Source organism: Streptomyces clavuligerus, from assembly GCF_005519465.1.
Classification (GTDB): domain Bacteria; phylum Actinomycetota; class Actinomycetes; order Streptomycetales; family Streptomycetaceae; genus Streptomyces; species Streptomyces clavuligerus.
Genome location: NZ_CP027858.1, coordinates 2,783,353 through 2,805,276 on the forward strand (window position 1 = coordinate 2,783,353; position 21,924 = coordinate 2,805,276).

24 protein-coding genes are annotated in these 21,924 nt (G+C 72.7%); 3 read left to right on the plus strand and 21 right to left on the minus strand.

Features of this window, described 5'->3' with window-relative positions:
• Positions 1–32 precede the first annotated feature (32 nt).
• From CRV15_RS11470 to CRV15_RS35900, 7 genes are all read right to left on the minus strand, one after another.
• Positions 33–1,223, minus strand: coding sequence for an acyl-CoA dehydrogenase family protein (locus CRV15_RS11470; protein ID WP_003953380.1), 1,191 nt, complete (start codon positions 1,221–1,223; stop codon positions 33–35).
• Entirely contained in the window at positions 1,220–3,331 is a 2,112-nt protein-coding gene (locus CRV15_RS11475; protein WP_003961383.1) for an acetyl/propionyl/methylcrotonyl-CoA carboxylase subunit alpha, read from the minus strand. The genes CRV15_RS11470 and CRV15_RS11475 overlap by 4 nt, the downstream gene beginning before the upstream one ends.
• Positions 3,332–3,345: 14 nt before the next feature.
• Positions 3,346–4,881 carry an acyl-CoA carboxylase subunit beta gene (locus CRV15_RS11480; RefSeq protein WP_003961382.1) on the minus strand — a complete coding sequence of 512 codons (1,536 nt, stop codon included), beginning with the start codon at positions 4,879–4,881 and terminating at the stop codon, positions 3,346–3,348.
• Between the two features lie 147 nt (positions 4,882–5,028).
• Positions 5,029–6,858, minus strand: coding sequence for an acyclic terpene utilization AtuA family protein (locus tag CRV15_RS11485; RefSeq protein WP_009997222.1), 1,830 nt, complete (start codon positions 6,856–6,858; stop codon positions 5,029–5,031).
• A gap of 6 nt (positions 6,859–6,864) precedes the next feature.
• The gene (locus tag CRV15_RS11490; RefSeq protein WP_009997221.1) at positions 6,865–7,683 is read right to left on the minus strand and encodes a TIGR03084 family metal-binding protein; all 819 of its coding nucleotides are present in this window, start codon (positions 7,681–7,683) and stop codon (positions 6,865–6,867) included.
• 453 nt (positions 7,684–8,136) lie between these two features.
• Positions 8,137–8,265 (minus strand): hypothetical protein, encoded by a 129-nt coding sequence (locus tag CRV15_RS37395; RefSeq protein WP_003953385.1) that lies wholly within the window; start codon positions 8,263–8,265, stop codon positions 8,137–8,139.
• On the minus strand, positions 8,249–8,422 hold the full coding sequence (locus tag CRV15_RS35900) for a hypothetical protein (RefSeq protein WP_009997219.1): 174 nt from the start codon (positions 8,420–8,422) through the stop codon (positions 8,249–8,251). The genes CRV15_RS37395 and CRV15_RS35900 overlap by 17 nt, the downstream gene beginning before the upstream one ends.
• A 278-nt stretch (positions 8,423–8,700) precedes the next feature.
• On the opposite strand from CRV15_RS35900, the gene CRV15_RS11495 reads away from it, so the two are divergent.
• On the plus strand, positions 8,701–9,525 hold the full coding sequence (locus CRV15_RS11495) for a helix-turn-helix domain-containing protein (RefSeq protein WP_003953387.1): 825 nt from the start codon (positions 8,701–8,703) through the stop codon (positions 9,523–9,525).
• On the plus strand, positions 9,522–9,737 hold the full coding sequence (locus CRV15_RS11500; protein WP_003953388.1) for a DUF397 domain-containing protein: 216 nt from the start codon (positions 9,522–9,524) through the stop codon (positions 9,735–9,737). Before CRV15_RS11495 ends, CRV15_RS11500 begins: the two co-directional genes overlap by 4 nt.
• A gap of 59 nt (positions 9,738–9,796) precedes the next feature.
• On the opposite strand, the gene CRV15_RS36295 is transcribed toward CRV15_RS11500, so the two are convergent.
• The 8 genes from CRV15_RS36295 to CRV15_RS11540 all read right to left on the minus strand — a co-directional run bounded on the left by CRV15_RS36295 (position 9,797) and on the right by CRV15_RS11540 (position 13,963).
• Positions 9,797–10,114, minus strand: coding sequence for a hypothetical protein (locus CRV15_RS36295; protein WP_003961379.1), 318 nt, complete (start codon positions 10,112–10,114; stop codon positions 9,797–9,799).
• The gene (locus CRV15_RS11510; RefSeq protein ID WP_003961378.1) at positions 10,107–10,388 is read right to left on the minus strand and encodes a hypothetical protein; all 282 of its coding nucleotides are present in this window, start codon (positions 10,386–10,388) and stop codon (positions 10,107–10,109) included. The genes CRV15_RS36295 and CRV15_RS11510 overlap by 8 nt, the downstream gene beginning before the upstream one ends.
• A gap of 85 nt (positions 10,389–10,473) precedes the next feature.
• On the minus strand, positions 10,474–10,821 hold the full coding sequence (locus CRV15_RS11515) for a hypothetical protein (protein WP_003961377.1): 348 nt from the start codon (positions 10,819–10,821) through the stop codon (positions 10,474–10,476).
• A gap of 55 nt (positions 10,822–10,876) precedes the next feature.
• Positions 10,877–11,176: a hypothetical protein gene (locus CRV15_RS11520; protein ID WP_003961376.1), complete on the minus strand. Its 300-nt coding sequence runs from the start codon at positions 11,174–11,176 to the stop codon at positions 10,877–10,879.
• A complete protein-coding gene (locus tag CRV15_RS11525; protein ID WP_003953393.1) occupies positions 11,169–11,393 on the minus strand; it encodes a hypothetical protein in 225 nt (74 codons plus the stop codon). Before CRV15_RS11525 ends, CRV15_RS11520 begins: the two co-directional genes overlap by 8 nt.
• 200 nt (positions 11,394–11,593) lie before the next feature.
• The gene (locus CRV15_RS11530) at positions 11,594–12,364 is read right to left on the minus strand and encodes an enoyl-CoA hydratase/isomerase family protein (RefSeq protein WP_003961375.1); all 771 of its coding nucleotides are present in this window, start codon (positions 12,362–12,364) and stop codon (positions 11,594–11,596) included.
• Positions 12,361–12,813 carry a Zn-ribbon domain-containing OB-fold protein gene (locus CRV15_RS11535; RefSeq protein WP_003961374.1) on the minus strand — a complete coding sequence of 151 codons (453 nt, stop codon included), beginning with the start codon at positions 12,811–12,813 and terminating at the stop codon, positions 12,361–12,363. Before CRV15_RS11535 ends, CRV15_RS11530 begins: the two co-directional genes overlap by 4 nt.
• Before the next feature lies 1 nt (position 12,814).
• Positions 12,815–13,963, minus strand: coding sequence for a lipid-transfer protein (locus CRV15_RS11540; protein WP_003953396.1), 1,149 nt, complete (start codon positions 13,961–13,963; stop codon positions 12,815–12,817).
• A 114-nt stretch (positions 13,964–14,077) separates the two neighbouring features.
• Between CRV15_RS11540 and CRV15_RS11545 the strand changes: the two genes are divergently transcribed.
• Complete coding sequence (locus tag CRV15_RS11545) at positions 14,078–15,883, plus strand: FadD3 family acyl-CoA ligase (protein ID WP_003953397.1); 1,806 nt, start codon at positions 14,078–14,080, stop codon at positions 15,881–15,883.
• A gap of 28 nt (positions 15,884–15,911) precedes the next feature.
• Here the strand turns inward: CRV15_RS11545 and CRV15_RS11550 are convergent, their stop codons facing one another.
• From CRV15_RS11550 to CRV15_RS11575, 6 genes are read right to left on the minus strand one after another with little or no spacing between them, the layout of a single operon-like run.
• A complete protein-coding gene (locus CRV15_RS11550; protein WP_003961372.1) occupies positions 15,912–17,231 on the minus strand; it encodes a cytochrome P450 family protein in 1,320 nt (439 codons plus the stop codon).
• Positions 17,228–18,475 (minus strand): cytochrome P450 family protein, encoded by a 1,248-nt coding sequence (locus CRV15_RS11555; protein WP_003953399.1) that lies wholly within the window; start codon positions 18,473–18,475, stop codon positions 17,228–17,230. The genes CRV15_RS11550 and CRV15_RS11555 overlap by 4 nt, the downstream gene beginning before the upstream one ends.
• Positions 18,463–19,179, minus strand: coding sequence for a GTP-binding protein (locus CRV15_RS11560; protein ID WP_003961371.1), 717 nt, complete (start codon positions 19,177–19,179; stop codon positions 18,463–18,465). The genes CRV15_RS11555 and CRV15_RS11560 overlap by 13 nt, the downstream gene beginning before the upstream one ends.
• On the minus strand, positions 19,154–19,648 hold the full coding sequence (locus CRV15_RS11565) for a DUF742 domain-containing protein (RefSeq protein WP_003961370.1): 495 nt from the start codon (positions 19,646–19,648) through the stop codon (positions 19,154–19,156). The genes CRV15_RS11560 and CRV15_RS11565 overlap by 26 nt, the downstream gene beginning before the upstream one ends.
• On the minus strand, positions 19,645–20,076 hold the full coding sequence (locus tag CRV15_RS11570; RefSeq protein WP_003953401.1) for a roadblock/LC7 domain-containing protein: 432 nt from the start codon (positions 20,074–20,076) through the stop codon (positions 19,645–19,647). Before CRV15_RS11570 ends, CRV15_RS11565 begins: the two co-directional genes overlap by 4 nt.
• On the minus strand, positions 20,073–21,704 hold the full coding sequence (locus tag CRV15_RS11575; RefSeq protein ID WP_003961369.1) for an ATP-binding protein: 1,632 nt from the start codon (positions 21,702–21,704) through the stop codon (positions 20,073–20,075). The genes CRV15_RS11570 and CRV15_RS11575 overlap by 4 nt, the downstream gene beginning before the upstream one ends.
• Between the last annotated feature and the right edge of the window lie 220 nt (positions 21,705–21,924).

Consider the following 21,924-nt stretch of genomic DNA (forward strand, 5'->3'; position numbering starts at 1 on the left):
TCGCTGGGTCGACAGGGCCGGAATCGGGCCTCTCAGTACGACTTGGGGAGCCCCAGGGACTGATGGGACACATAGTTGAGGATCATCTCCCGGCTGACGGGCGCGATCCGGGTGACACGAGCGGCGGTGATCAGCGAGGCGAGGCCGAACTCCCGGGTGAGTCCATTGCCGCCGAGGGTGTGCACGGCGTGGTCGACGGCGGCGACACAGGCTTCGGCCGCCGCGTACTTGGCCATGTTGGCGGCCTCGCCCGCGCCCGCGTCGTCCCCCTCGTCGTAGAGCCGGGCCGCCTTCGCCGTCATCAGCCGGGCGAGTTCGATCTCTATGTGGGAACGGGCGAGGGGGTGGGCGATGGCCTGGTGGGCGCCGATGGGGGTGTCCCAGACCTGGCGCTGCTTCGCGTACTCGACGGCCCGGCCCAGCGCGTAACGGGCCATGCCGAGCGCGAACGAGGCCGTCATCACCCGTTCGGGGTTGAGTCCGGCGAAGAGCTGGAGCAGCCCGGCGTTCTCGTCCCCGACGAGGGCGTCGGCGGGCAGCCGGACCTCGTCGAGCACCAGCTCGAACTGTTTCTCATGGGCCTGGATCTCCATGTCGATCTTCCTGCGGCCGAACCCTTCGGTGTCCCGGGGCACGACGAAGAGACAGGGCTTGAGCCGCCCGGTGCGGGCGTCCTCGGTGCGGCCGACGATCAGGGTCGCGTCCGCGATGTCGACGCCGGAGACGAAGACCTTGCGGCCGGTGAGCACCCAGTCGTCGCCGTCGCGGCGCGCGGTGGTGGTGATGCGGTGGGAGTTGGACCCGGCGTCGGGTTCGGTGATCCCGAACGCCATGGTGAGCGAGCCGTCGGCCAGGCCGGGGAGCCAGGTGCGCCGCTGCTCGGCGGTGCCGTAGCGGGCGATGACCGTGCCGCAGATGGCGGGCGAGACCACCATCATCAGCAGCGGGCACCCCGCGGCGCCCAACTCTTCGAGAACGATGGACAGTTCGACGAGTCCGCCGCCTCCGCCGCCGTACTCCTCGGGGAGGGCGACCCCGAGATATCCGAGCGCGGCGGCCTCCGCCCACAGCCGCTCCCGGTCGTGGTCGCGGCCGTGGCGGCGGCCGAGCGCGGCGACGGCGGCGCGCAACGCCCGGCGCTCGGGGGTCTCCGCGCTGTCGGTGCTCCCGGCGCCGTCCGCGGTCTCGGAGGAGGGTGCGGGGCGGCTGTGCTCGGTGCTCATGAGGTCTCCTCGGGTGTGGCCGACACGTCCTCGGGTACGGGGTGGTCCTGCGGGCCGGCCCCCTGCCCGTCCTTCTGCCCCTCCTCCTTTCCGTCCCCGTCCTCGTCCTTGTCCTCGTTGTCCTCGTTCTCGTTCCCGTTCTCCTCGCTGCCCTCCTGGCCGTCCCCGCCGCCGTCACCGTCCTCCTGGACGACGGCGAGCAGCGCGCCCGGCTCCACCTGGCGGCCCGGCTCCGCGTACAGCGCGGTCAGCACCCCGGCGGCGGGCGCGGTGACGCGGTGCTCCATCTTCATGGCCTCCAGCCAGAGCAGGGGTTGCCCGGCGGCGACCCGGGCCCCCGCGACGACGCCGTCCGCGACCCGGACCACCGTGCCGGGCATGGGGGCGAGCAGCGAGCCGGGTTCATGGCGCCGGGCGGGGTCGGGGAACCTCGGCAGGGCGGTCAGCGCGGTGTTCCCCGCGTACACCCGTCCCCCCGGGTACCGGGCCAGCTCGTAGCTCCGCCGTACGCCGTCCACCTCCAGGACCACCGTGCCGGGCAGCGCCCGCACCACCCGGACGTCCGCCGCGCCGCCGGGGTCGGCGGCGGCGAGCCCGTCGCGGGTGTGGCGGTAGCGCACCTCGTGCTCGGCGCCGTCGGCCTCGGTGCGGTAGCGCCTGACCTGCGGCGGGTACGGGAGGTTGCGCCAGCCGCCGAAGCGGGAGGGGGAGGCCGCGGCGGCACCGAGGGCGGCGGCCAGCGGGGCGTACGGGTCGGGGGCCCGCCGGGTCAGCCCGTCCAGATGACGTGCGTAGAACGAGGTGTCCATGCGGGCCTCCGTCACCTCCGGGTGGCGCAGGGAGCGCACCAGCAGCCCGAGTCCGGTGGCCGGGCCGTGCACGGTGGCCCGTTCCAGGGCGCCGGAGAGCCGCCGCAGCGCCTCCTCGCGGGTGGGGGCCCAGGCGACGACCTTGGCGAGCAGGGCGTCGTAGTGGACGGGGACGGTGTCGCCGTCGGCGTATCCGCCGTCCACCCGGAGCCCGGGGCCGCCGGGCACGGACAGCCGGTGCAGGACGCCGCTCTGCGGGGCCCAGTCCCGGGCCGGGTCCTCCGCGTACAGCCGGGCCTCGACGGCGTGGCCCCGGGGCGCGGGCGGCTCGGGCGGCAGCGGGCGGCCCTCGGCGATCCGCAGTTGCCAGGCCACGAGATCCAGGCCGAAAACCTCCTCGGTGACCGGGTGTTCCACCTGGAGGCGGGTGTTCATCTCCAGGAAGTGGGGCCGTCCCGAGGGCGGAAGCAGGAACTCCACGGTGCCCGCGCCCGTATAGCCGACGGCACGGGCGAGGGCCGCCGCCGACTCCTGGAGGAACGCCGTCGTCCCGGCGTCCAGACCGGGGGCCGGGCACTCCTCGACGACCTTCTGATGGCGGCGCTGGAGCGAGCAGTCACGGGTGCCGAGCGTCCACACCGTGCCCGCGGTGTCGGCGAGGAGCTGCACCTCCACATGGCGTCCCCGTTCGATGTAGGGCTCCGTGAACACCTCGCCGTCGCCGAACGCGGACACCGCCTCCGCGCGGGCCGCCGCCAGCGCCGCGGGCAGCTCGTCGAGGGTGCGGACGATCCGCATGCCCCGGCCGCCGCCGCCCGCCGCCGCCTTCACCAGGAGGGGCAGCTCCGCCTCGGTGGGCGAGGCGGACCGATCGGCGCTCTCGGTGCTCTCGGTGCTCTCCGTGGGCTCCAGTACCGTGCGGGCCAGCCGTTTCGCCCGGGTCTTGGAGGCCATGGCGGCGATGGCGTCCGGCGGCGGCCCCACCCAGATCAGCCCCGCCCCGGTCACCGCGCGCGCGAAGGCGGCGCTCTCGGAGAGGAAGCCGTAGCCGGGGTGGACGGCGTCGGCGCCCGCCGCGAGCGCCGCCCGGATCAGCGCCCCGGAGTCCAGATAGGTGTCGGCGGGCGCCGCGCCCGGCAGCCGTACGGACCGGTCGGCCAGCCGGACGTGCAGCGCGTCCGCGTCGGGGTCGGAGTGCACGGCGACGGTGGCGATGCCCAGCTCACGGCAGGTGCGGAAGATCCGGCAGGCGATCTCGCCCCGGTTCGCGACCAGCAGGGTTCGGATCAGTGCGGTCATGTCCCCTCTGCTTCTCACATACGGAAGACGCCGAAGCCGCCGCGGGCTCCCTCGACGGGCGCGGTGTGGATCGCGGAGAGACAGATCCCGAGGACGGTACGGGTGTCCCGGGGGTCGATCACCCCGTCGTCGTACAGCCGCCCGGACAGGAACGCGGGCAGCGACTCGGCCTCGATCTGCGCCTCCACCATCGCGCGCAGCCCGGCGTCGGCCTCCTCGTCGTACGGCTTTCCCTTCGCGGCGGCGGAGGCGCGGGCCACCAGCGAGAGCACCCCGGCGAGCTGCTGCGGCCCCATGACGGCGGACTTGGCGCTCGGCCAGGCGAAGAGGAAACGGGGGTCGTAGGCGCGCCCGCACATGCCGTAGTGGCCCGCGCCGTAGGAGGCGCCCATGAGCACGGACAGATGCGGGACGGTGGAGTTGGCCACCGCGTTGATCATCATGGCGCCGTGTTTGATGATCCCGCCCTGCTCGTACTCCTTGCCGACCATGTAGCCGGTGGTGTTGTGGAGGAAGAGCAGCGGGATGTCCCGCTGGTTGGCGAGCTGGATGAAGTGGGCCGCCTTCTGCGACTCCTGGCTGAACAGCACCCCCTGCGCATTGGCGAGCACCCCGACCGGATAGCCGTGGAGGCTCGCCCACGCGGTGACCAGACTGGGCCCGTAGACCGGCTTGAACTCGTCGTACGCCGAGTCGTCGACGATCCGGACGATCACCTCGCGCGGGTCGAACGGGATCTTCAGATCCTCCGGGACGATGTCGAGCAGCTCCTCGGCGGGGTACCGGGGCGGCGGCGCGGGCGGCGGGTCGGGGTGGGCCTTGCGCCGGTTGAGCCGGGCGACGATCCGGCGGGCGGTGCGCAGCGCGTCGGGCTCGTCCAGCGCGAAGTGGTCGGCGAGCCCGGAGGAACGGGCGTGCATGGCGGCGCCGCCGAGGGACTCGTCGTCGCTCTCCTCGCCGGTGGCCATCTTCACCAGGGGCGGACCGCCGAGGAAGACCTTGGAACGCTCCTTGATCATGACGGTGTGGTCGGACATCCCGGGGACATAGGCGCCGCCCGCCGTGGAGTTGCCGAACACGACCGCGATGGTGGGGATACGGGCTGCGGAGAGCCGGGTGAGGTCGCGGAAGAGCGCCCCGCCGGGGATGAACACCTCCTTCTGGGAGGGGAGGTCGGCACCGCCGGACTCGACCAGCGAGATCAGCGGCAGCCGGTTGGCGAGCGCGATCTCGTTCGCCCGCAGGGACTTCTTCAGCGTCCAGACGTTGGAGGCGCCGCCGCGTACGGTCGGGTCGTTCGCCGTGATCACGCACTCCACGCCCTCGACCACGCCGACGCCGGTGACGAGGGAGGCGCCGACGGGGTACTCGGTGCCCCAGGCGGCGAGCGGGGACAGCTCCAGGAACGGGGTGTCCGGGTCGAGCAGCAGCTCGATCCGCTCCCGGGCGAGGAGTTTGCCCCGGGCGCGGTGGCGGGCGGTGTACTTCTCGCCGCCGCCCGCGAGCGCCTTGGCGTGCTCGGCGTCGAGCGCGGCGACACGGGCGAGCATGGCGGCGCGGCGGGCGGATCGGTCACCCGGGCCACCCGGCTCGGGCGGCGGCGGTGCGGGGCCGTCGGTCACGGATGCCTCCGGGGTCGGGGTGCGGAGGGGGGTGGAGGGGGGCGGAGTGCGGGCGCGGGGGGTGCCGGTCCCGGCTCAGGGGTCGGGGTCGGAGTCCGGGCCAGGGTCGGGGTCGGAGTCCGGGTCGGGGTCGGGGTCGGAGTCCGGGTCGGGGTCGGGGTCGGGGGCGCCGTCCGGGAGCAGGGCCTCGGGGATGTCGAGCCACCGGGACCGCAGCCACTCCCCCAGCGCCTTGGCCTGCGGGTCGAAACGGGCCCGGGCCGCGACGCCCTCGCCGAGAATCCCGTACACGGTGAAGTTCACCGCGCGCAGATTCGGCAGCACCGCGCGGTCGACGGCGAGCGGGGCGGTCTCGGGCAGCAGCGCGCGGAGCCGGTCGGTGGTGAGGGTGTGGACGAGCCAGGGCCAGGCAGCGTCCGAGCGCACCCAGACGCCGATGTTGGCGTCGCCGCCCTTGTCGCCGCTGCGGGCCCCGGCGACCAGGCCGAGCGGGGCCCGGCGGGTGGGACCCGGCGGCGGGAGCGGCGGCAGCGGGGGCGGTGGGGCGGGTGCGAGCGGCCGGGTGCGCGCGGGGTGCGGGAGCACGGTCCGGGTGCCGTCGGGGAGGACGGCGGTGTGGGTCACCGCCGACGCGTCGACGTAGTGCGCCGTGAACACCCCGTAGGGCGCGGCGTCCCCGGGCGGCGCGGTGGCATGGAAACCGGGGTAGCTGCCCAGGGCGAGTTCGACGGCGGCCGAGCCGATCGCCCGTCCGGCCCGCACGGGGTCGCGGTCGCGGACGACGAGCCGCAGATAGGCGCTCGCCCGTTCCTCCGTGTCCGCGTCGGCCCGGTCGGTGCGGGACAGCTCCCAGCGGACCTCGGCGGGACGGCCCGCCCCGGCGTCCAGGGCCTCTTCCATCTGGGCTTTCACCAGTGCGGCCTTGGCCTCGATGTCGAGCCCCGTCAGCACGAGGACGACCTCGTTGCGCCAGCCGCCGACCCGGGTGACGCCGACCTTGAGGGAGGGCGGCGGCGGCTCGCCCCGGACCCCGGAGATCCGCACACGGTCGGGGCCGTCCGGCTCCAGCCGGACGGAGTCGAGCCGCGCGGTGACGTCGGGACCGGCGTAGCGGGCGCCGCCGGTCTCGTACAGGAGCTGGGCGGTGACCGTGCCGATGTCGACGCGTCCGCCGGTGCCGGGGTGCTTGGTGACGACCGAGGAGCCGTCGGAACGGATCTCCGCGAGGGGGAAGCCGGGGCGGAGGCCGGGACGGGGGCGGGGGCCGGGGCGGGTACGGGCGGCGGCGTCGGTGAAGAAGGCGTAGTTGCCGCCGGTGGCCTGGGTGCCGCACTCCAGGACATGGCCCGCGACGACGGCGCCCGCCAGCGCGTCGAGGTCGTCGGGGTCGTCCGGGTCCCAGCCGAAGTGGGCGGCGGCGGGGCCGGTGACGAGGGCGGCGTCGGTGACCCGGCCGGTGACGACGATGTCCGCGCCCGCCCGCAGACAGGCGGCGATGCCCGCGCCGCCGAGGTAGGCGTCGGCGGTGAGCGCGCCCCGCCCCCAGGGGCCGTCGGCGGGTGTGCCGCCCTCGACATGGGCCACACGGACCGGGACGCCGAGCCGTGCGGCGAGCGTCCGTACCTCGTCGGCGAGGGCCGCCGGGTTGAGGCCGCCCGCGTTGGTGACGATCCGCACCCCCCGGTCGACGGCGAGCCCGAGACACTCCTCCAACTGGCGCGGGAACGTCTTGGCGTAGCCGAGCGCGGGGTCCTTCCGGCGGTCGCGGCCGAGGATCAGCAGGGTCAGCTCGGCGAGGTAGTCGCCGGTGAGCACGTCCAGCGGGCCGCCGGTGAGCATCTCCCGCAGGGCGTCGAAGCGGTCGCCGTAGAAGCCGGAGGCGTTTCCGATCCGGAGCGTGTCCACCGGGGCTCAGCCCTTCCCCGCCGCCGTCCGCTCATGCGGGGGTCGTGGCACGGGCTCGGGCCCCGGGGCGCCCGCGAACGCCTGGGCGATCGTGAGCCAGTGGGCGGCGTCCGGGCCCTCGGCCGTCACCGCGAGATCGGCGGCGCGGGCGCGGCGGGTCACCAGCAGACAGAAGTCGAGCGCCGGGCCGGTGACCCGCTGCGCCGCGTCCTCGGGGCCGTGGCACCAGAGGGTGCCGTCCGGTGCGGTCAGCTCGATCCGGAAGGGGGCGGCGGGCGGGGTGAGCCCGCGCAGCCGGTGGGCGTGGTCCCGGGTGCGCACGCCGATGTGCGCGATGTGGCGCAGCCGGGCGGTGGGGACCCGGGCCGACCCGAGCGCGTCCGCCACGTCCTGGCCGTGCGCCCAGGTCTCCATGAGCCGGGCGCTCGCCATGGACGCGATGCCCATGGGCGGCCCGTACCAGGGGAAACGACTGTCGACGGGGGCGGACTCCAGTGCGGTGAGCAGGAGTTCGCGCCCTTCGCGCCAGTAGGCGAGCAGGGTGGCGGGCGGCATCCTCGCCCATTCGGTCGCGGCCTCGTCCACGAAGGTCTCCGGCGTGGCGAGGGCCTTGGCCGCCTCGGTGGCGAAGGTGTCGGGGTCCGTGACCGCGAGCAGTGCGGCGCGGTCGGTCCACGCGAGATGCGCGACCTGGTGCGCGACGCTCCACCGTGGGGCGGAGGTGCCGCGCGCCCAGGTCTCGTCCGTGGCATCCGCCAGCAGCCGGTCGAGTTCTTCGTACTCGTCCCGGAGATCTCTGAGCACGGCGGCGACGACTTGGGACACGGTGCGCTCCCCTCGGGGGTCGGACGGTGTGTGCCGGGAGCATGGCAGTGTGTTGTGGAACAAGCAAGCGTGCTTGCTTGGTGGTTGGCCGGTGGGTGACGTGGCCCCTCTGGGGGCAAATTCAGCCCCTTGGGGGTGCCCATTTCAGCCTCGCCGGCGTTTGAGGCGCGGGGGTTCGGGGGCTGGCCCCCGACGACGGGGCCGCGCGGGGGCGGTCGGCTTGCGCGTCAGGCTTTGCGTTGGACGCGGGGTCCGTCCTCAAACGCCGGACGGGCTTGGTGTGCTCGGGTCGGTCGTCGGGTGCGGGATGTGGGGGCCTCCGGGCTCGACTCCTCAGGGCCGGCAGACCGAGCGTCCGACGCAGAGTGCGGGCGGTTGTCCGCCGGTCCCTTCCGGGGACGACCCTGCACCCCCCACCACGGGGAGACGGCCCACCCGGGTGCGGGGGTTCCGTCAGACGGGGAGGCGGAGTGTTTCGAGGTCGCTGGCGACTCCGGAGGCGATCATCCCCACGGATATGGCCCACAGCGACAGAATCATGACGGCCCCCAGCAGGGAGACGTTCTTACTCCGGCGGCGCATCGGGCCCCTCCGGCTGGGCGGGAGCCACCGGGGCCTTCTCCCGCAGAGCGGTGAGCACGGGCGCCTTCTTCTTCAGCTTGCAGTCGGGGCGGGGACAGGCACAGGGCCCGAAGTCGAGCGGATTGAACTCCGGACCTCGGTCATACGGCCGACTCATGGTCAACCTCCGTGGACGTGCTGGCGGAATGACGGTCAGATCCCTCGGGAGCAGCTTCCGCGCCGGTCGGCGACCTCCGCACAGTCCGCCGTCGCCGCTCGGGACGGGTCGGCTGTTGGTCATGCGGCGCCTCCTTGCGCACCCCTCGGGAGGGGCGGTTTCGCTGCGTGACCAGATGACCACAACTAGCCCTACACTTGGCGCTGTTCAGTGGCTTCACTGAACGGTTCGAACATCATTCGACGGCTCTTCGATCGGCAAACACGGAGGTCTGAGCGATGAGCGATGACAGTCCCCATGCAGCGTTAAATCCTGTTGAACAGTGGGGGATACACATCCGGGAGATGCGAACGGCACGGCACCTCTCGGTCCGAGGACTGGGCAAAGCGGTCGGATTCTCCGGGGCATATGTGTCCAACGTGGAGAACGGCAAGCTGGTACCCAGCCCCCGCTTTGCAGTGGGATGCGACCGCGTGTTCGGTACGGGGACCCTGCTGGCTGAACAGCTCGTGCAGGCCATCGAAGGGGATCACCCCACTTGGTTCGTCCCCTATCTTCAGTACGAGCGACGCGCGACCGAGATCAACATCTACAGCACCCTCTACGTGCCAGGGCTCTTGCAGACGCCTGAGTACGCCCACGCGCTCTACCGCAGGGGGGCACCTCGCTTCACCGCGCCCGTCATCGAAGCAAAGGTCGCCGACAGGGCCAAGCGGCGCGAGATCTTCGATCGGGTGGACCCTCCACCTCCCGTGCTGTGGGCCGTGCTCCACGAAGCCTGTCTCCGGGTCGCGGTGGGGAACCGAGGAGTGATGGCACGCCAGCTTCAGCGACTGCTGGAAGACGCTGAACGCCCCTTCATGACTTTGCAGTTCCTCCCCTTCGAGGCTGCTCCGGCGACGGACTCGCCCTTTACTTTGCTGACCTTCACAAAGGGGCCTACGGTGCTACATGCAGAGGGGCCGCACGGCGCCCGGCCGCAGGAAGCAGCCAAGATCACGTCAGCGGCCGTCAAGACCTACGAACGCCTACGCGCGGAAGCACTCGGGCAGGATGAGTCCTTGACTCGCATTGAAACGATCATGAAGGGGTACAGCTCATGACCGCCAACGCCGCAGCCTGTGTGGGCACGTGGATAAAGTCCAGCTACAGCGGCCCGAACGGGGGAGACTGCGTCGAGTGGGCCCCCTCGTACGCGTCCACGACGGGTGTCGTCCCGGTCCGGGACAGCAAGCGGGCCGACGGCCCCGTCCTCGCCGTGACCCCGCAGGCATTCGCCGGACTCGTCGCGCTCGCCCGCGCCGCCGACCTGTAGGCAGACGTACAGCAGCCCCGCTTCCCTCAACGGCAAAGGAGCGGGGCTGTCTGCTGCCGTCAGGCCGCCGGATCGTCCTCCAGCGGGGGCGGCGCGGGGACGACGGCGGGGGTGGCCATGCCGTTCTCGTCCAGTGCGATGTGGTTCAGTTCGACGCTGCGGACGAGGACGCCGGGGAAGTCCTCGAAGCGGCTCAGCGCGTCGGTGATGGCTGCGGTGAGAGTTTCGGCGGGAACGACGCACAGAAAACCGGAGTAGCCGGGGCCCTCGATCAGGCCGACCTCACCGTCAGCGAATCGGTCGAGCCCGTCCAGGAAGTCTTTCTGCTCTTCGGTGAGTTGGGTGTCCAGAATGAGGGTGAAGTACCAGTCACGCATGGTTTTCATGATTCCTTCTGAAGCTGTCAATTCTCTTCGCCTCTCCGCCAGGGCTCCGGGGGGTGCAGTACACCGTGATGTGCTCGTTGCAGGGGCAGCAGATGAGCCAGCCCCAGCGATGGCGGTTCTTGTCGTGCGTCACCTTGAGCCCGGCTTTCTCCGCCCGCTTCAGCGCCGCCTCGACATCCTTCTTCTGGTGCTTGTCTCCCAGAGGCATGGCCGTACGTCTACTGCCACCCCCGGCGGACGAACGGTTCTCCAACACCCGGTCCACCCGAACGGACGACGCAAGGCACGGGCAGTGAACACGGAACAGCCCCGCCCCTCCGCTGCGAAGGGAGCGGGGCAGTCTGCTGCCGTCAGGACCCCGGGCCTGTCCCCACCCGGGCCAAGGGCGGGGGGACGACGGCGGGGGCCGCCATGCCGTTCTGGTCCAGCGCCATTTCATCCAGTTCGACACTGTGGACGAGGACGCCGGGAAGGTGCTCCACCCTCCGCAGTGCCTCTGCGATCGCCCCCGTCAGGGTCTCCGATGCGTAGGTGCACCAGAGTTCTGCCGAGCAAGGTCCCGTTACCAGGCTCGCCCACCCATCAGCGAAGCAGTCCAGATGAGCCATGGTGTCCGACTGTTCCTCGGTCAATGGCTGCTGAAGATGCAGGGTGAAGTCCCATTCACGCGTGGCCACGGTGGTTGTTGGTGAAGACATCGATACGTCGCGCCTCCCGTCCTTGGTTCTGTGGGAGCAGGGCTGTCTGCTGCCGTCAGGCCCCGGCGGGCGCGGGGACGACGGCGGGGGTCGCCATGCTGTTCGCCCTGAGGTCGTAGTGGTCCATCTCGACGCTGCGGATCAGGGCACCGGGGAAGTCCTCGAAGAAGTCGAGAGCTTCCGCGATGGCGTCGGTCAGGGTCTCCGTCGTGAAGAGGCAACTGAACTCCGTGTGCCCCGGACTCTCCACACGGCTGATCCTGCCGTCGTTGAAGCGGTCGAGCCCGTCAAGGGTGTCCGCCTGCTCGGGTGTCAGCGGTTCCTGAAGGTGCAAGGTGAAATACCAGCTACGCACAGCTTCGGTGCTTCTCTGTGAATTGGTCAATTCGGTTCGCCGCATCTCCTGTATTACGGGGGGTGCAATACACCAGCTCGGACTTGTTGCAGGGACAGCAGATGAGCCAGCCCCAGCGATGGCGGTTCTTGTCGTGCGTCACCTTGAGCCCGGCCTTCTCCGCCCGCTTCAGCGCCGCCTCGACATCCTTCTTCTGGTGCTTGTCTCCCAGAGGCATGACCGTACGTGTACTGGGTGCGCTCGACGGGCGAACGGTTCTCCAGCACCCGGTCCACCCGAACGGACGACGCAAGGCACGGGCTCGATGTGCGCGGTGCTCGCATGGCGGGGGCAGGGTTGTCGGCGTAGCGTCGGCGGCGGCGGCCGCCGTTTCGAGTGCCCTTCCGTGTGCGGAGCGACGGCCGTCCCCGGGGAGGCTCAGCGTGGGCGAGGGGTGCGGGGGCGGGAGGTGAAGAGCGCGGTCTGGTCGGTGGGGGGGAGGTTGCCCAGGGCGATCAGGTGGGGGGCCAGGGCGTGGGCGCCGGTCAGGGCGGCGGAGCGGGTGGACCACAGGGCGCGGACCGTGCCCTCGACGGCCGTCGGGGGGTACGACGCCAGCACCGTCGCGCAGGCGCGGGCCGCCGTCGGCGCGGCGCCGGGGGCGGTCAGTTCGGAGACGAGGCCGATAGCGTACGCCCGTTCCGCGGTCAGGCGTTCGGCGGTGCCCATGAGGGCGAGCCGGGCCGCCTCGCCGTAGGGGAGGCACTGCGCCAGGTACGCGGTCTCGTACGCGCTGACCATGCCGTAGGTCGTATGCGGGTCGAAGAAGGTCGCCGTGCGCGAGGCGACCACGAATTCGCACTCACCCAGCAGATAGAACGCGCCCCCGCAGGCCATGCCCTCCACCGCCGCCACCACCGGCTTCCACAGGTCGTTCGCCTTGGGGCCGATCGTGAGCAGCGGATCGTCCAGGGAGAACGGGGACACCGGCTGCGGTACGTCCACCGCGCGGTCGATCCCCGTGCAGAACGCCTTCGTCCCCGCCCCGGTGAGCACGACCGCCCGGACCGTGTCGTCGTAGCGGAAGCGGCGCCAGGTCTCCGTGAGGAGCCGCGCCGTCTCCAGATCGATGGCGTTCAGCCGGTCGGGGCGGTCCAGGACGACCGTCGCGACCCCGTCGCCGGAGGTCTCGACCCGGAGGCCGGTCACCCGCGCTCCAGCAGCCAGCGCGGCACCGGCATCCCGCCGGGCGCGGCGGGGGCGAAGACGACCCGCACGCCCGCGCCGATCCGCAGCCGCGCCGGGTCGACGGAGTCCAGGGGCGCGCCGGGTGCGGCGACCACGTTCCCGGCGAGGCGGATGCGGGGGGCGTCGGTCAGCTCGACCAGGACCGCGTTGTACGGGGCGACCCCCGCGTACGCGGGCAGCAGCGGCGGATGCGGGACGACGAAGGACCAGATCCGGCCATGTCCGCTCATCCGCCGCCAGGTGTCGGCGAAGGACCGGCAGTGGGGGCAGCACGGGCGCGGCGGAAAGCGCGGTTCGCCGCACTCCGCGCACGTCTGCACCCGCAGCTCCCCGCGCGCGGCGTACTCCCAGAACGGCGCCCCGTCCTCGTCGACGACGGGGTCCAGGAACCCCGCGGCGGGCTCGGCCATCTCAGCTCCTCAGCAGCAGTGCCGACGTCGGAACATCCTCACCGGCGGTGACCAGGCAGGTCGCGGCGCCGGTCACCTGGGCCGTGGAGGTGCCGCGAAGCTGCCGCACCCCCTCGGTGATCAGGTTGAAGCCATGGACGTACGCCTCGCTCAGGCCCCCGCCGGAGGTGTTCAGCGGCAGCCGTCCGCCGATCTCCAGCGCGCCCCCCTCGGTGAACGCCGCCCCCTCGCCGCGTCCGCAGAAGCCGTACCCCTCCAGGGAGAGCGGGATCAGTGGCGTGAAAGCGTCGTAGATCTGGGCGACGTCCACGTCCTGGGGGCCGAAGTCGGCGTCTTTCCAGAGTCGGCGCGCGGCGGTCCACGCGGGGCCGGTGAGCGGGTCGTCCGTCCAGTAATTGACCATGCCGTGGTGCTGCGCGGGCAGCCCCTGGGCGACGGAGTGGACGTAGACGGGCCGGTTGCGGCAGTCGCGGGCGCGTTCGGCGGAGACCACGACGCACGCGAGCGCGCCGTCCGTCTCCAGGCAGTTGTCGAAGAGACAGAGGGGTTCACTGATCCAGCGCGAGGTCATGTACATCTCGCGGGTGAGCGGCCGTTCGTACATCATCGCGGCCGGGTTCTGGTTGGCCCGGTTGCGGCAGGCGAGCGCCACCTGGAAGAAGTGGTCGCGGGTGGCCCCGTACTCGTGCATGTAGCGCCGCGCCAGCATCCCGATCTCGTCGGCGGGCCGCAGCAGTCCGAACGGCCGGGTCCACTGGGCGGGCGTGGGGAGCTGGGCGGCGGTGTTCGTCCAGGGGCGGGGGCCGCTGCCCCGTTTGCGGGAGCGCCAGGCCACGCCCACGCTCGCCTGTCCGGTGGCGATGGCGGCGGCCAGATGCGCGACCGTGGCGCAGGAGCCGCCGCCGCCGTAGCCGACCTTGGCGAAGAAGGTGGCGTCGCCCGCGCCGATCGCCTTGGCCAGCTCGACCTCGTCGGTCTCCTCCATGGTGTACGAGGCGAAGGCGTCGACCTCGGAGGCGTCGATGCCCGCGTCGTCGAGCGCGGCGAGGACGGCCCGGCAGGCGAGGGTCTTCTCCGCTTCCGGCAGCCGTTTGGCGAAGGCCGTCTGCCCTATTCCGGCTATCGCCGCCGTGTCCTTGAGACCGGCCACGGGCACGCACCTCCGCCGTCCGCCCGAATACTGACAGTGCGTCAGGCTACCGTTAATCTGACGGGCAGTCAGTAAAAGGGGCGGGAAGAGGAACGCGGAGACAGAGGGGGAGTCATGCCGGACGACGACCGGAGCCACCAGGACGCGCGGGGCGCACGGGACGGGAACGGCGGCCCCCGCGTCCCGGCCCCGCCCGGGGCCCCGGCCCGCCCCGGCGACCGGAGCAGCGGCGCCCAGGACCCCCGCGCCCCCCGGGACACCCGCGCCGACGGCACCGGCCACGACCCCCGCGGCGATCTCCGCTGGGGCACCGTCGGCCGGCTCGTCCGCGACGCCGCCGAGCGGTACGCGGACCACGAGGCAGTCGTCGACGGCCGCACCCGGGTCACCTACGCCGAGCTGGGCACCCGCGTCGAGCGCGCCGCGGCGGCCTGTATCGCGGCCGGAATCCGGCGCGGCGACCGCGTCGCCCTGTGGGCCCCCAACACCCTCGACTGGATCGTCTGCGCCCTCGGCGCCGTCACCGCGGGCGCCGTGCTCGTCCCCCTCAACACCCGGTTCAAGGGCCCCGAGGCCGCCGACGTCCTCGCCCGCAGCCGGGCCCGGCTGCTCTTCGTCACCGGCGCCTTCCTCGGCACCTCGTATGTCGCCGCGCTCCGCCGCGAAACCGCCGGGGCCGGGCTCCCCCACCTCGAACGGGTCGTCGTCCTCGAAGGACCCGCCCCCGCCGACCCCCGTTACCGCACCTGGGACGCGTTCCGCGCCGACGGCGGGACCATCGGCGCCGACGAGGTCCGCGCCCGTGCCGACTCCGTCGGACCCGGTGACACCTCCGACATCGTCTACACCTCCGGCACCACCGGCCGCCCCAAGGGCGCCGTGCTCACCCACGCCCAGACCCTGCGCTGCTACGACCTGTGGAGCGAACTCGCCGGACTGCGCGGGGACGACCGCTATCTGATCGTGAACCCCTTCTTCCACACCTTCGGCTACAAGGCCGGGATCATCGCCTGCCTCACCCGGGGCGCGACGATGATCCCCCAGCCGGTCTTCGACACCGCGACCGTCCTCGCCCGGATCGCCGCCGAACGCGTCACCGTGCTGCCCGGACCGCCCACCCTCCATCAGACGCTCCTCGACCACCCCGCGCGCGACCACCACGACCTGAGCACCCTGCGGCTCGTGGTCACCGGCGCGGCCGTCGTCCCGCTGAGCCTCGTCGAACGGCTCCGCTCCGAGCTGCGGATCGACACCGTCCTCACCGCGTACGGACTCTCCGAGGCGGGCGGCCTCGTCACCATGTGCCGCCGGGACGACCCGCCCGGGGCCGTCGCCGCCACCAGCGGCCACGCCGTCCCCGGCACCGAGCTGCGGATTCTCGCCGGACCCGGGCTGCCGGGCGAGATCCTCGTCCGCGGCCCCCAGGTGACACGCGGCTACTTCGAGGACCCCGGGGCGACCGCCGCCGCCGTGGACGCCGACGGCTGGCTGCACACCGGCGACATCGGCGTCCTCGACCCGGCCGGGCGGCTCACCGTCACCGACCGGGTCACGGACATGTACGTCGTCGGCGGCTTCAACGCCTACCCCGCCGAGATCGAGCGGCTGCTCGGGCTCCACCCCGACATCGCCGATGTCGCCGTCGTCGGCGTACCGGACAGGCGGCTCGGCGAGGTCGGCCGGGCCTACGCGGTCCGCCGCCCCGGCGCCACCCTCACCGCCGACGACCTGATCGCCTGGGCCCGCCGGGAAATGGCCAACTACAAGGTCCCGCGCGAGGTCTCCTTCGTCGCCGAACTGCCCCGCAACGCCGGCGGCAAGGTCCTCAAGGCGGAGCTGCGCGCCCGCGCCACCACCGGGGTGTCCGCCCGAGCCGCCACCGGAGCGTCGGCCGGGGACACCGCCGGAACGTTTCCGTAGGCCGGTGGACGGCGGCCGGCGGCCGGGATCAGCTCAGCCGCAGCGGGATCGTCTGCCACCCATAGGCGATGAACGAGCCCACCTGCCGCAGCTCCGCCCGGTCCACCGCCAGCGAGAGATCCGGATACCGCTCGAACAGCGCGGGCAGCGCCGTCCCCGCCTCCAGCCGGGCCAGCGGCGCCCCGATGCAGCGGTGCACCCCGACACCGAAGGCGAGATGGTCGTCCGCGTCCCGGGCCGCGTCGAACACCGCCGCGTCCGGCCCGTACCGCTCCGGATCGAGACCGGCCGCCGCGAAGGTCGTCAGAATGGCCTCACCGGCCCTGATCGTCACCCCCTCGATGTCGATGTCCGACACCGCGAACCGCAGCGGCAGACTCGCGATCGGCGGATTCACCCGCAGCACCTCGTTGATCACCGCGTCCCAGGAGATCTCCCCGGCCCGCACCGCCGCGAGCTGCTCCGGGTGGTCCAGCAGCGTCACCACCGTGTTCCCGATCAGGTTGATCGTCGTCTCGAACCCCGCGCCGATCACCACCAGCAGGGTGAACAGCAGCTCCTCCTCGCTGAGCCGGTCCCCGTCCTCGTCCCGCACCCGGATCAGCTCGGTGGTCATGTCGTCGCCGGGGTGCTCCGTCTTGTGGGCGATCAGCGCGGGCAGCACGGTACCGAACTGCTCCTGCACGGACGCCGCGTGCTCCGCCGACTGGTCCACCGTATTCATGATCGCCGCGATCAGCCGCACCAGATCGGGCTTCAGCTCGTCCGGCACGCCGAACAGCTCGCAGATCACCCGGGTCGGCAGCGGCTGGGTGAACCCGTCCTTCAGGTCCACCACCCCGTCCGCCCCGGGCTCCGCCGCGGCCTCGCCCAGCGCGGTCAGCAGCGTCTCCGTGATGGCCCCGACCCGGGGCCGGAGCGCTTCCGTCCGCCGGGCCGTGAAGCTGGGCGCGACCAGCTTGCGCAGCCGGGTGTGGTCGGGGCCGTACGCGGTCAGCACATTGATCACACCCAGCCAGCTCATGACCCAGCCCCACTCGGGGCGGTGCTCCACCTCGGGCAGCCGCGCCCAGTGCTTCCGGGGGTCCTTGCTGACCCGGGGGTCCAGGATCAGCTCCCGGAGCGTGCGGTAGCGGGTCGGCGCCCAGGCCGGTATCCCGCCCGGCAGCTCGACGGGCACGATCGGCCCCAGGGCGCGCAGCCGCTCCCACTCCGCCGGGATGTCCGCGCCGAACGGGTCGATCGCGACGGGCGCGACGGGCGGAAGCGGCGGGGCGGGCGCTGCGGGCGGCGGGGGTAAGACCGGTGGCACGGGCGGCACCGGCGCGGCGGACATGGACTCGCTCATCCTCGGTCTCCTGACTGATCGGGGGTACGGGGAGTGAAGCGCACGGGGAACTCGGTCAGTGAACGATGGAACGGACCGGGCCGCCATGTCAGCCGATTCCGCGGAATGACCGGAGAGAGATCGGGCAGCCACTGCGTCAGCCGCTCGATCGCCTCCGTCGCGATCAGCAGGGTGTGCTGTTTGACAGGGCACGTGTGCGGCCCCGCCGACCAGGACAGATGGGAGGCGTCGCTCGGGTGCTCCGCCCCCTCGGAGCCCTTCTCGGCGAAGTACGCGAGAGCCCCGTACGAGATCACGACCGGCACGGCGGTCTGAATCCACACCCCGTGCAGACCGGCGGGCTGCCGGGCGTAGTGGATGCCGTAGTTGGCGAGCGGGGTCTCGTAGCGCAGCACCTCCACGACCGCGTCGAGCACCGGACGGGAGCCGCTGGTGAGGGTGGTGTAGTACGCCGGGTTCCCCAGGATGCGGGAGAGCGCGTTCGACACCAGGTTGGCGGTCGGCTCGTGGCCCGCGCCCAGGGTGTAGAAGACCTGCCAGGTCACCTCCTCGGGGGTGAGCCCCAGCGGATGGTCGAGCAGCCAGCTCGTCAGATCGTGGCCCCGCCGCGCCATCTTGGTCGCGATCAGCTCCAGGACATACGCCCCGTACTCGGCCTCCGCCTGCGCCGAACTCTCCGCGATCTCCACGATCTGCGCCATGGAGTCGGTGAGCCGGTCGCTCTCGCTGTCGGGCAGCCCGAAGAGGTTGTTGAAGATCAGCCCCATCAGCGGACGGCAGAACTCGACGACGAGATCGGCGCTGCCCCGGGGGCCGAACCGGGAGACCAGGATGTCCACCGCCCGGTGCACCCGCTCCCGCAGATCGTGCGGCTCGATCCGGCTGAACGCGTCGACCAGCGTGCGCCGGTAGCGGACATGGGTGTCGCCGTCCGCGAAGAGGGTGTTGGGACGCCAGCGCATCATGCCGAGGATGGGCGAGTCCTCGGTGATCGTCGCTTCCCAGGCGCGCGGGTCGTGCGACCAGGTCTCCGGGTCGTGCAGCAGGTCCAGGGCGGCCCGCCGGTCGACGACGATGTACGCGGGAATCCCGGGCGCCAGTTCGGCCCAGCCGATCGGGCCCTGGGCCCGCAGCCGCTCGTAGTAGCGGTGCGGGTCGGCGGCGAACCCGTCCTCCCAGAGCCGGATCGGCTCGGTGCCCGTGGGCTGCGGCGCCCAGCCGGCGGGGGCGCTCACCGGAACCACGCCCCGGTGTCCGAGCCGGTGTCCGAGACCGGGTCCGCAGCCCCCGGGGCGGGGGAGCCGGTATCCGCGGCCGGGTCCGCGCCGGGCGCGGACCCGGCCTCCGGCTCCGGGGCGCGCGCCGCCCGGGTGAGCAGATGCTGCACCAGGGCGATCAGCGCGTCGATCGAGGCGTTCGGGTCGCGCGCGTCGCAGACGATCATCGGGGTGTCGGCCTCCAGGTCCAGCGAGGCGCGCAACTGCTCCTCGGTGTACTGGCGGGAGTCCGGGAAGGTGTTCAGCGCCACCGCGTACGGCAGTTGCGCGTCCTCCACCAGGCTCAGCACCTCGAACGAGTCATCGATCCTGCGGGTGTCGACGAGCACCAGCGCGCCGAGCGCCCCGTAGGCGATGTCCGTCCAGAGCTGACGGAACCTCTCCTGGCCGGGGGTGCCGAAGAGATAGAGCACGATCCCCCCGGTGAGGGATCTCCGCCCGAAGTCGATGGCGACGGTGGTGGTGGTCTTGTCCCGCACCCCGGCGAGGCTGTCCACCGCGACGGAGGCTTCCGACAGCTGCTCCTCGGTGTGCAGCGGCCGGATCTCGGACACGGAGTCGATCAGGGTGGTCTTGCCGACCCCGAAGGGGCCTGCGACCAGGATCTTCACCAGTTCGCGGGCGCTGTCCGGCAGGTGCAGGCCGCTAGAGCTTGAGGGCGCGGAGGCCATCGGCGACTCTCTCCAACAGATCTGGGTCGGGCTTGACGGCGTACGGGATCGGCGGGCGGGCGGTCACCAGTCCCAGGTCGACGAGATGCCCGGCGAGGACCCGTACGGCGGACACGGGCAGTTCGAGCAGGGCCGCCGTCTCCACCACGGTGAGCGAGCCACCGTCCAGCGTGGTCAGCAGGGACCGCTGGGCGGCCGGGAGGTCGGGCGGTACTTCGGGGGTGTGCTGCCGGTCGGGGGCCGCCGGGGGGGCGGCGGCCGGGGCCGCGGTGGCCGTGGCCGCCGGTCCGGCAGGTAAGGGCGGTCCGGCGCCGCCGACGGGAGCGGCGCCGGGGGCGGGGTCCTCGGGGCAGGTGGTCAGCCCGGTGAGGACCGACAGTCGCTCCAGGCTGTTACGGCTCGGCCGGGTCCGCCCTCCGGTGGACACATAGGCCGGAACCAGGGGCCGACCGCCCCGGCGGCCGGTCATGCCGGGGTGTGGCCACTGGCTCCGCGGGGCGCGGCTGCCATCGCCTTCTTGCCGAGCCGGGCCACTTGTGAGTGGACGCGGTGGGCGAGGAGGTCGAGCCGCACCTCGGGGTCGCCGTAGGCGGCCACACAGGTGCCATGGGTGGTGGGGGCGACCAGGATGTAGCCGTGGTCCGACTCGATGACCACCTGGCGCACCTCGGCGCCGCTCTGGTCGGCGAAGGCGGCGGCCGCGGTGCGGCAGGCCCCCTGCACGGTGCTGGTGATGGCGGCGACCCGCTCGGCGGACGCCCGTTCGAGCCGGTCCGAGTAGCCGGAGACCAGGCCGTCCCGGGTGAGCAGGACGGCCGCCCGGACATGGGGGATTTCCAGGATCGGATCGAGCACCCACGCGGTGTCACCGGTTTCGCGGGAGGTGCGGCTGGTCATCGGGGGTCGTTCCCTTCGGGGTCGGCGGCGTTGCGGGCGGCTGCGGTTCCGGCTTGCAGGGCCCCGAGTGCGGCTGCCGCCTCTTCGGGGGTGCGGGTGGGGAGCTGGGGCCGCGGCTGGATCGATGCGGTGTAGGGGGCCGGGCGGACCCGGCGGCGGCGCTTGGGCAGGAGGTCGTCGCCGGGTGGGGGGGCGGGGTCGTGGGTGATGGCGTCGGGGCTCCCTTGGGGGTGGCCGATGGGGGGTGGCCCGGTGTGCCGGGGGGCGAAGACGCCGATGCCCCCCGGGGGGGCGGACCCCGGTTCCCCGCCGGGGTAGTCGGGGGGGCCGGGGTAGAGCGGAGGGCCGGTGGGCGCGGGCAGGCTGCGCGGCTCCCGGGCCGTCGGCCGGGGGGTCTCGGGCGGCCCGGGGTACCGGGCCGGTCCGGGCGGCGCGTACGGTCCGGAGACCGGTGGCGGCGGGGGGCAGGGGCCGGGGGGCGGTGGAACGGGGTAGGGGACGGGCACGGCCGCCTCCGGCGGCTGGGCCGGTGGCCGGGTGGAGTGCGGCGCGCTCGCCGAGGGCGGGCGCTCGGCCGGGTCGATATGGCTCAGCAGATGGTTGCGGACCAGCAGGACCGCCCTGACCCCGCCGAAGGGGGAGGGCGAGGAGACGTCGACGGACAGATCGAACTGCCGGGTGAGCTGGCCGATCGCGGCGAGCCCCATCCGCGGGGGGTCGCCCAGCTCGGACAGGAGGATCGGATCGCTGCCCGCCACCATCCGCTGGGCGTAGTCCCGTTCGTCGACGGCCATACCCACCCCGGCGTCGTCGATGGTGACGGCGACCCCGTGGTGGGCGCGCTCCAGGCTGACCGTGACGGAGGTGTCCGACGAGGAGTGCCGCAGCGCGTTGTCCAGCAGTTCCGCGACGATGATCGCCACCGGTTCCACGGCGTGCGAGACGAGCGCGGTCCCCGGCTCCAGATGGTTGCTGATGTGCACCCGCTGATAGCCGATGAGCCGGGACTGCCCGCCGGTGACGGCGTCCACCAGATGGGAGTCCTGGCGGGCGAGGCCCACCCAGGCGCCGCAGACCACCGCGGTCACCTGGGCCCGGCGCAGCGACTGCTCGTTCTCGTGGTCGAGGGAGTAGAGCGTCTGCGAGAGGTCCGGGTCGTCGTAGCGCTGCTGGAGGCCGCGCAGGACGTCCTGGAGCCGGTAGAGCCCGGCCTGGATCTCCCGGGTGGTGCCGCGCATGCCCGCGCGCGCCGCGGCGTCGACCCGCTTGCGCTCCTGGAGCATCGCGGTGGCGACGCCCTGGAGCGCGGCCTCCATCCCGGCGCCGAACTCGGTGTGCGCGAAGGCGGGGTCCAGCGGTCCGGGTACGGGGACATGCGGGTGGGCGGCACGGGTGGCGGCGGCCGGGACACGTTCATGTGCCAGATGGACGATCTCGGCGGTGTGCGCCCGTGCGGCGCGGTCGCCCTCCGCGCAGGCCTCGGCGAGCCGGGTGCGGAGCGTCTCGACGTCCGTACGCAGCCGCGTCAGCCGACGGCGGGCCGGCAGCAGGAGGCAGCCCAGCAGGAGCAGCGCCGTCGCCGTCACGGCCCCGGCGGCGACGATGGCCAGATCCGGTATCTCGATCATCGAATGGACCTCGGGGAGGGCGGTGGTCGGGTTCGTCAGGAAAACGACCCGGCCAAGTACACACCGTCATCAAGTGGTCGCGGGAGGGTTTTCCGCAACCGATTGTGAGGGACCGGGTTCGCCCGGTAACCTCCCGAGGGCATTGCTGATGGGCCGTCAGATGGCCGCCGAAGGAGAAGGTGGCAAGGTGAGAGCCCCCGTACAGGGCTGCTGAGGGCAG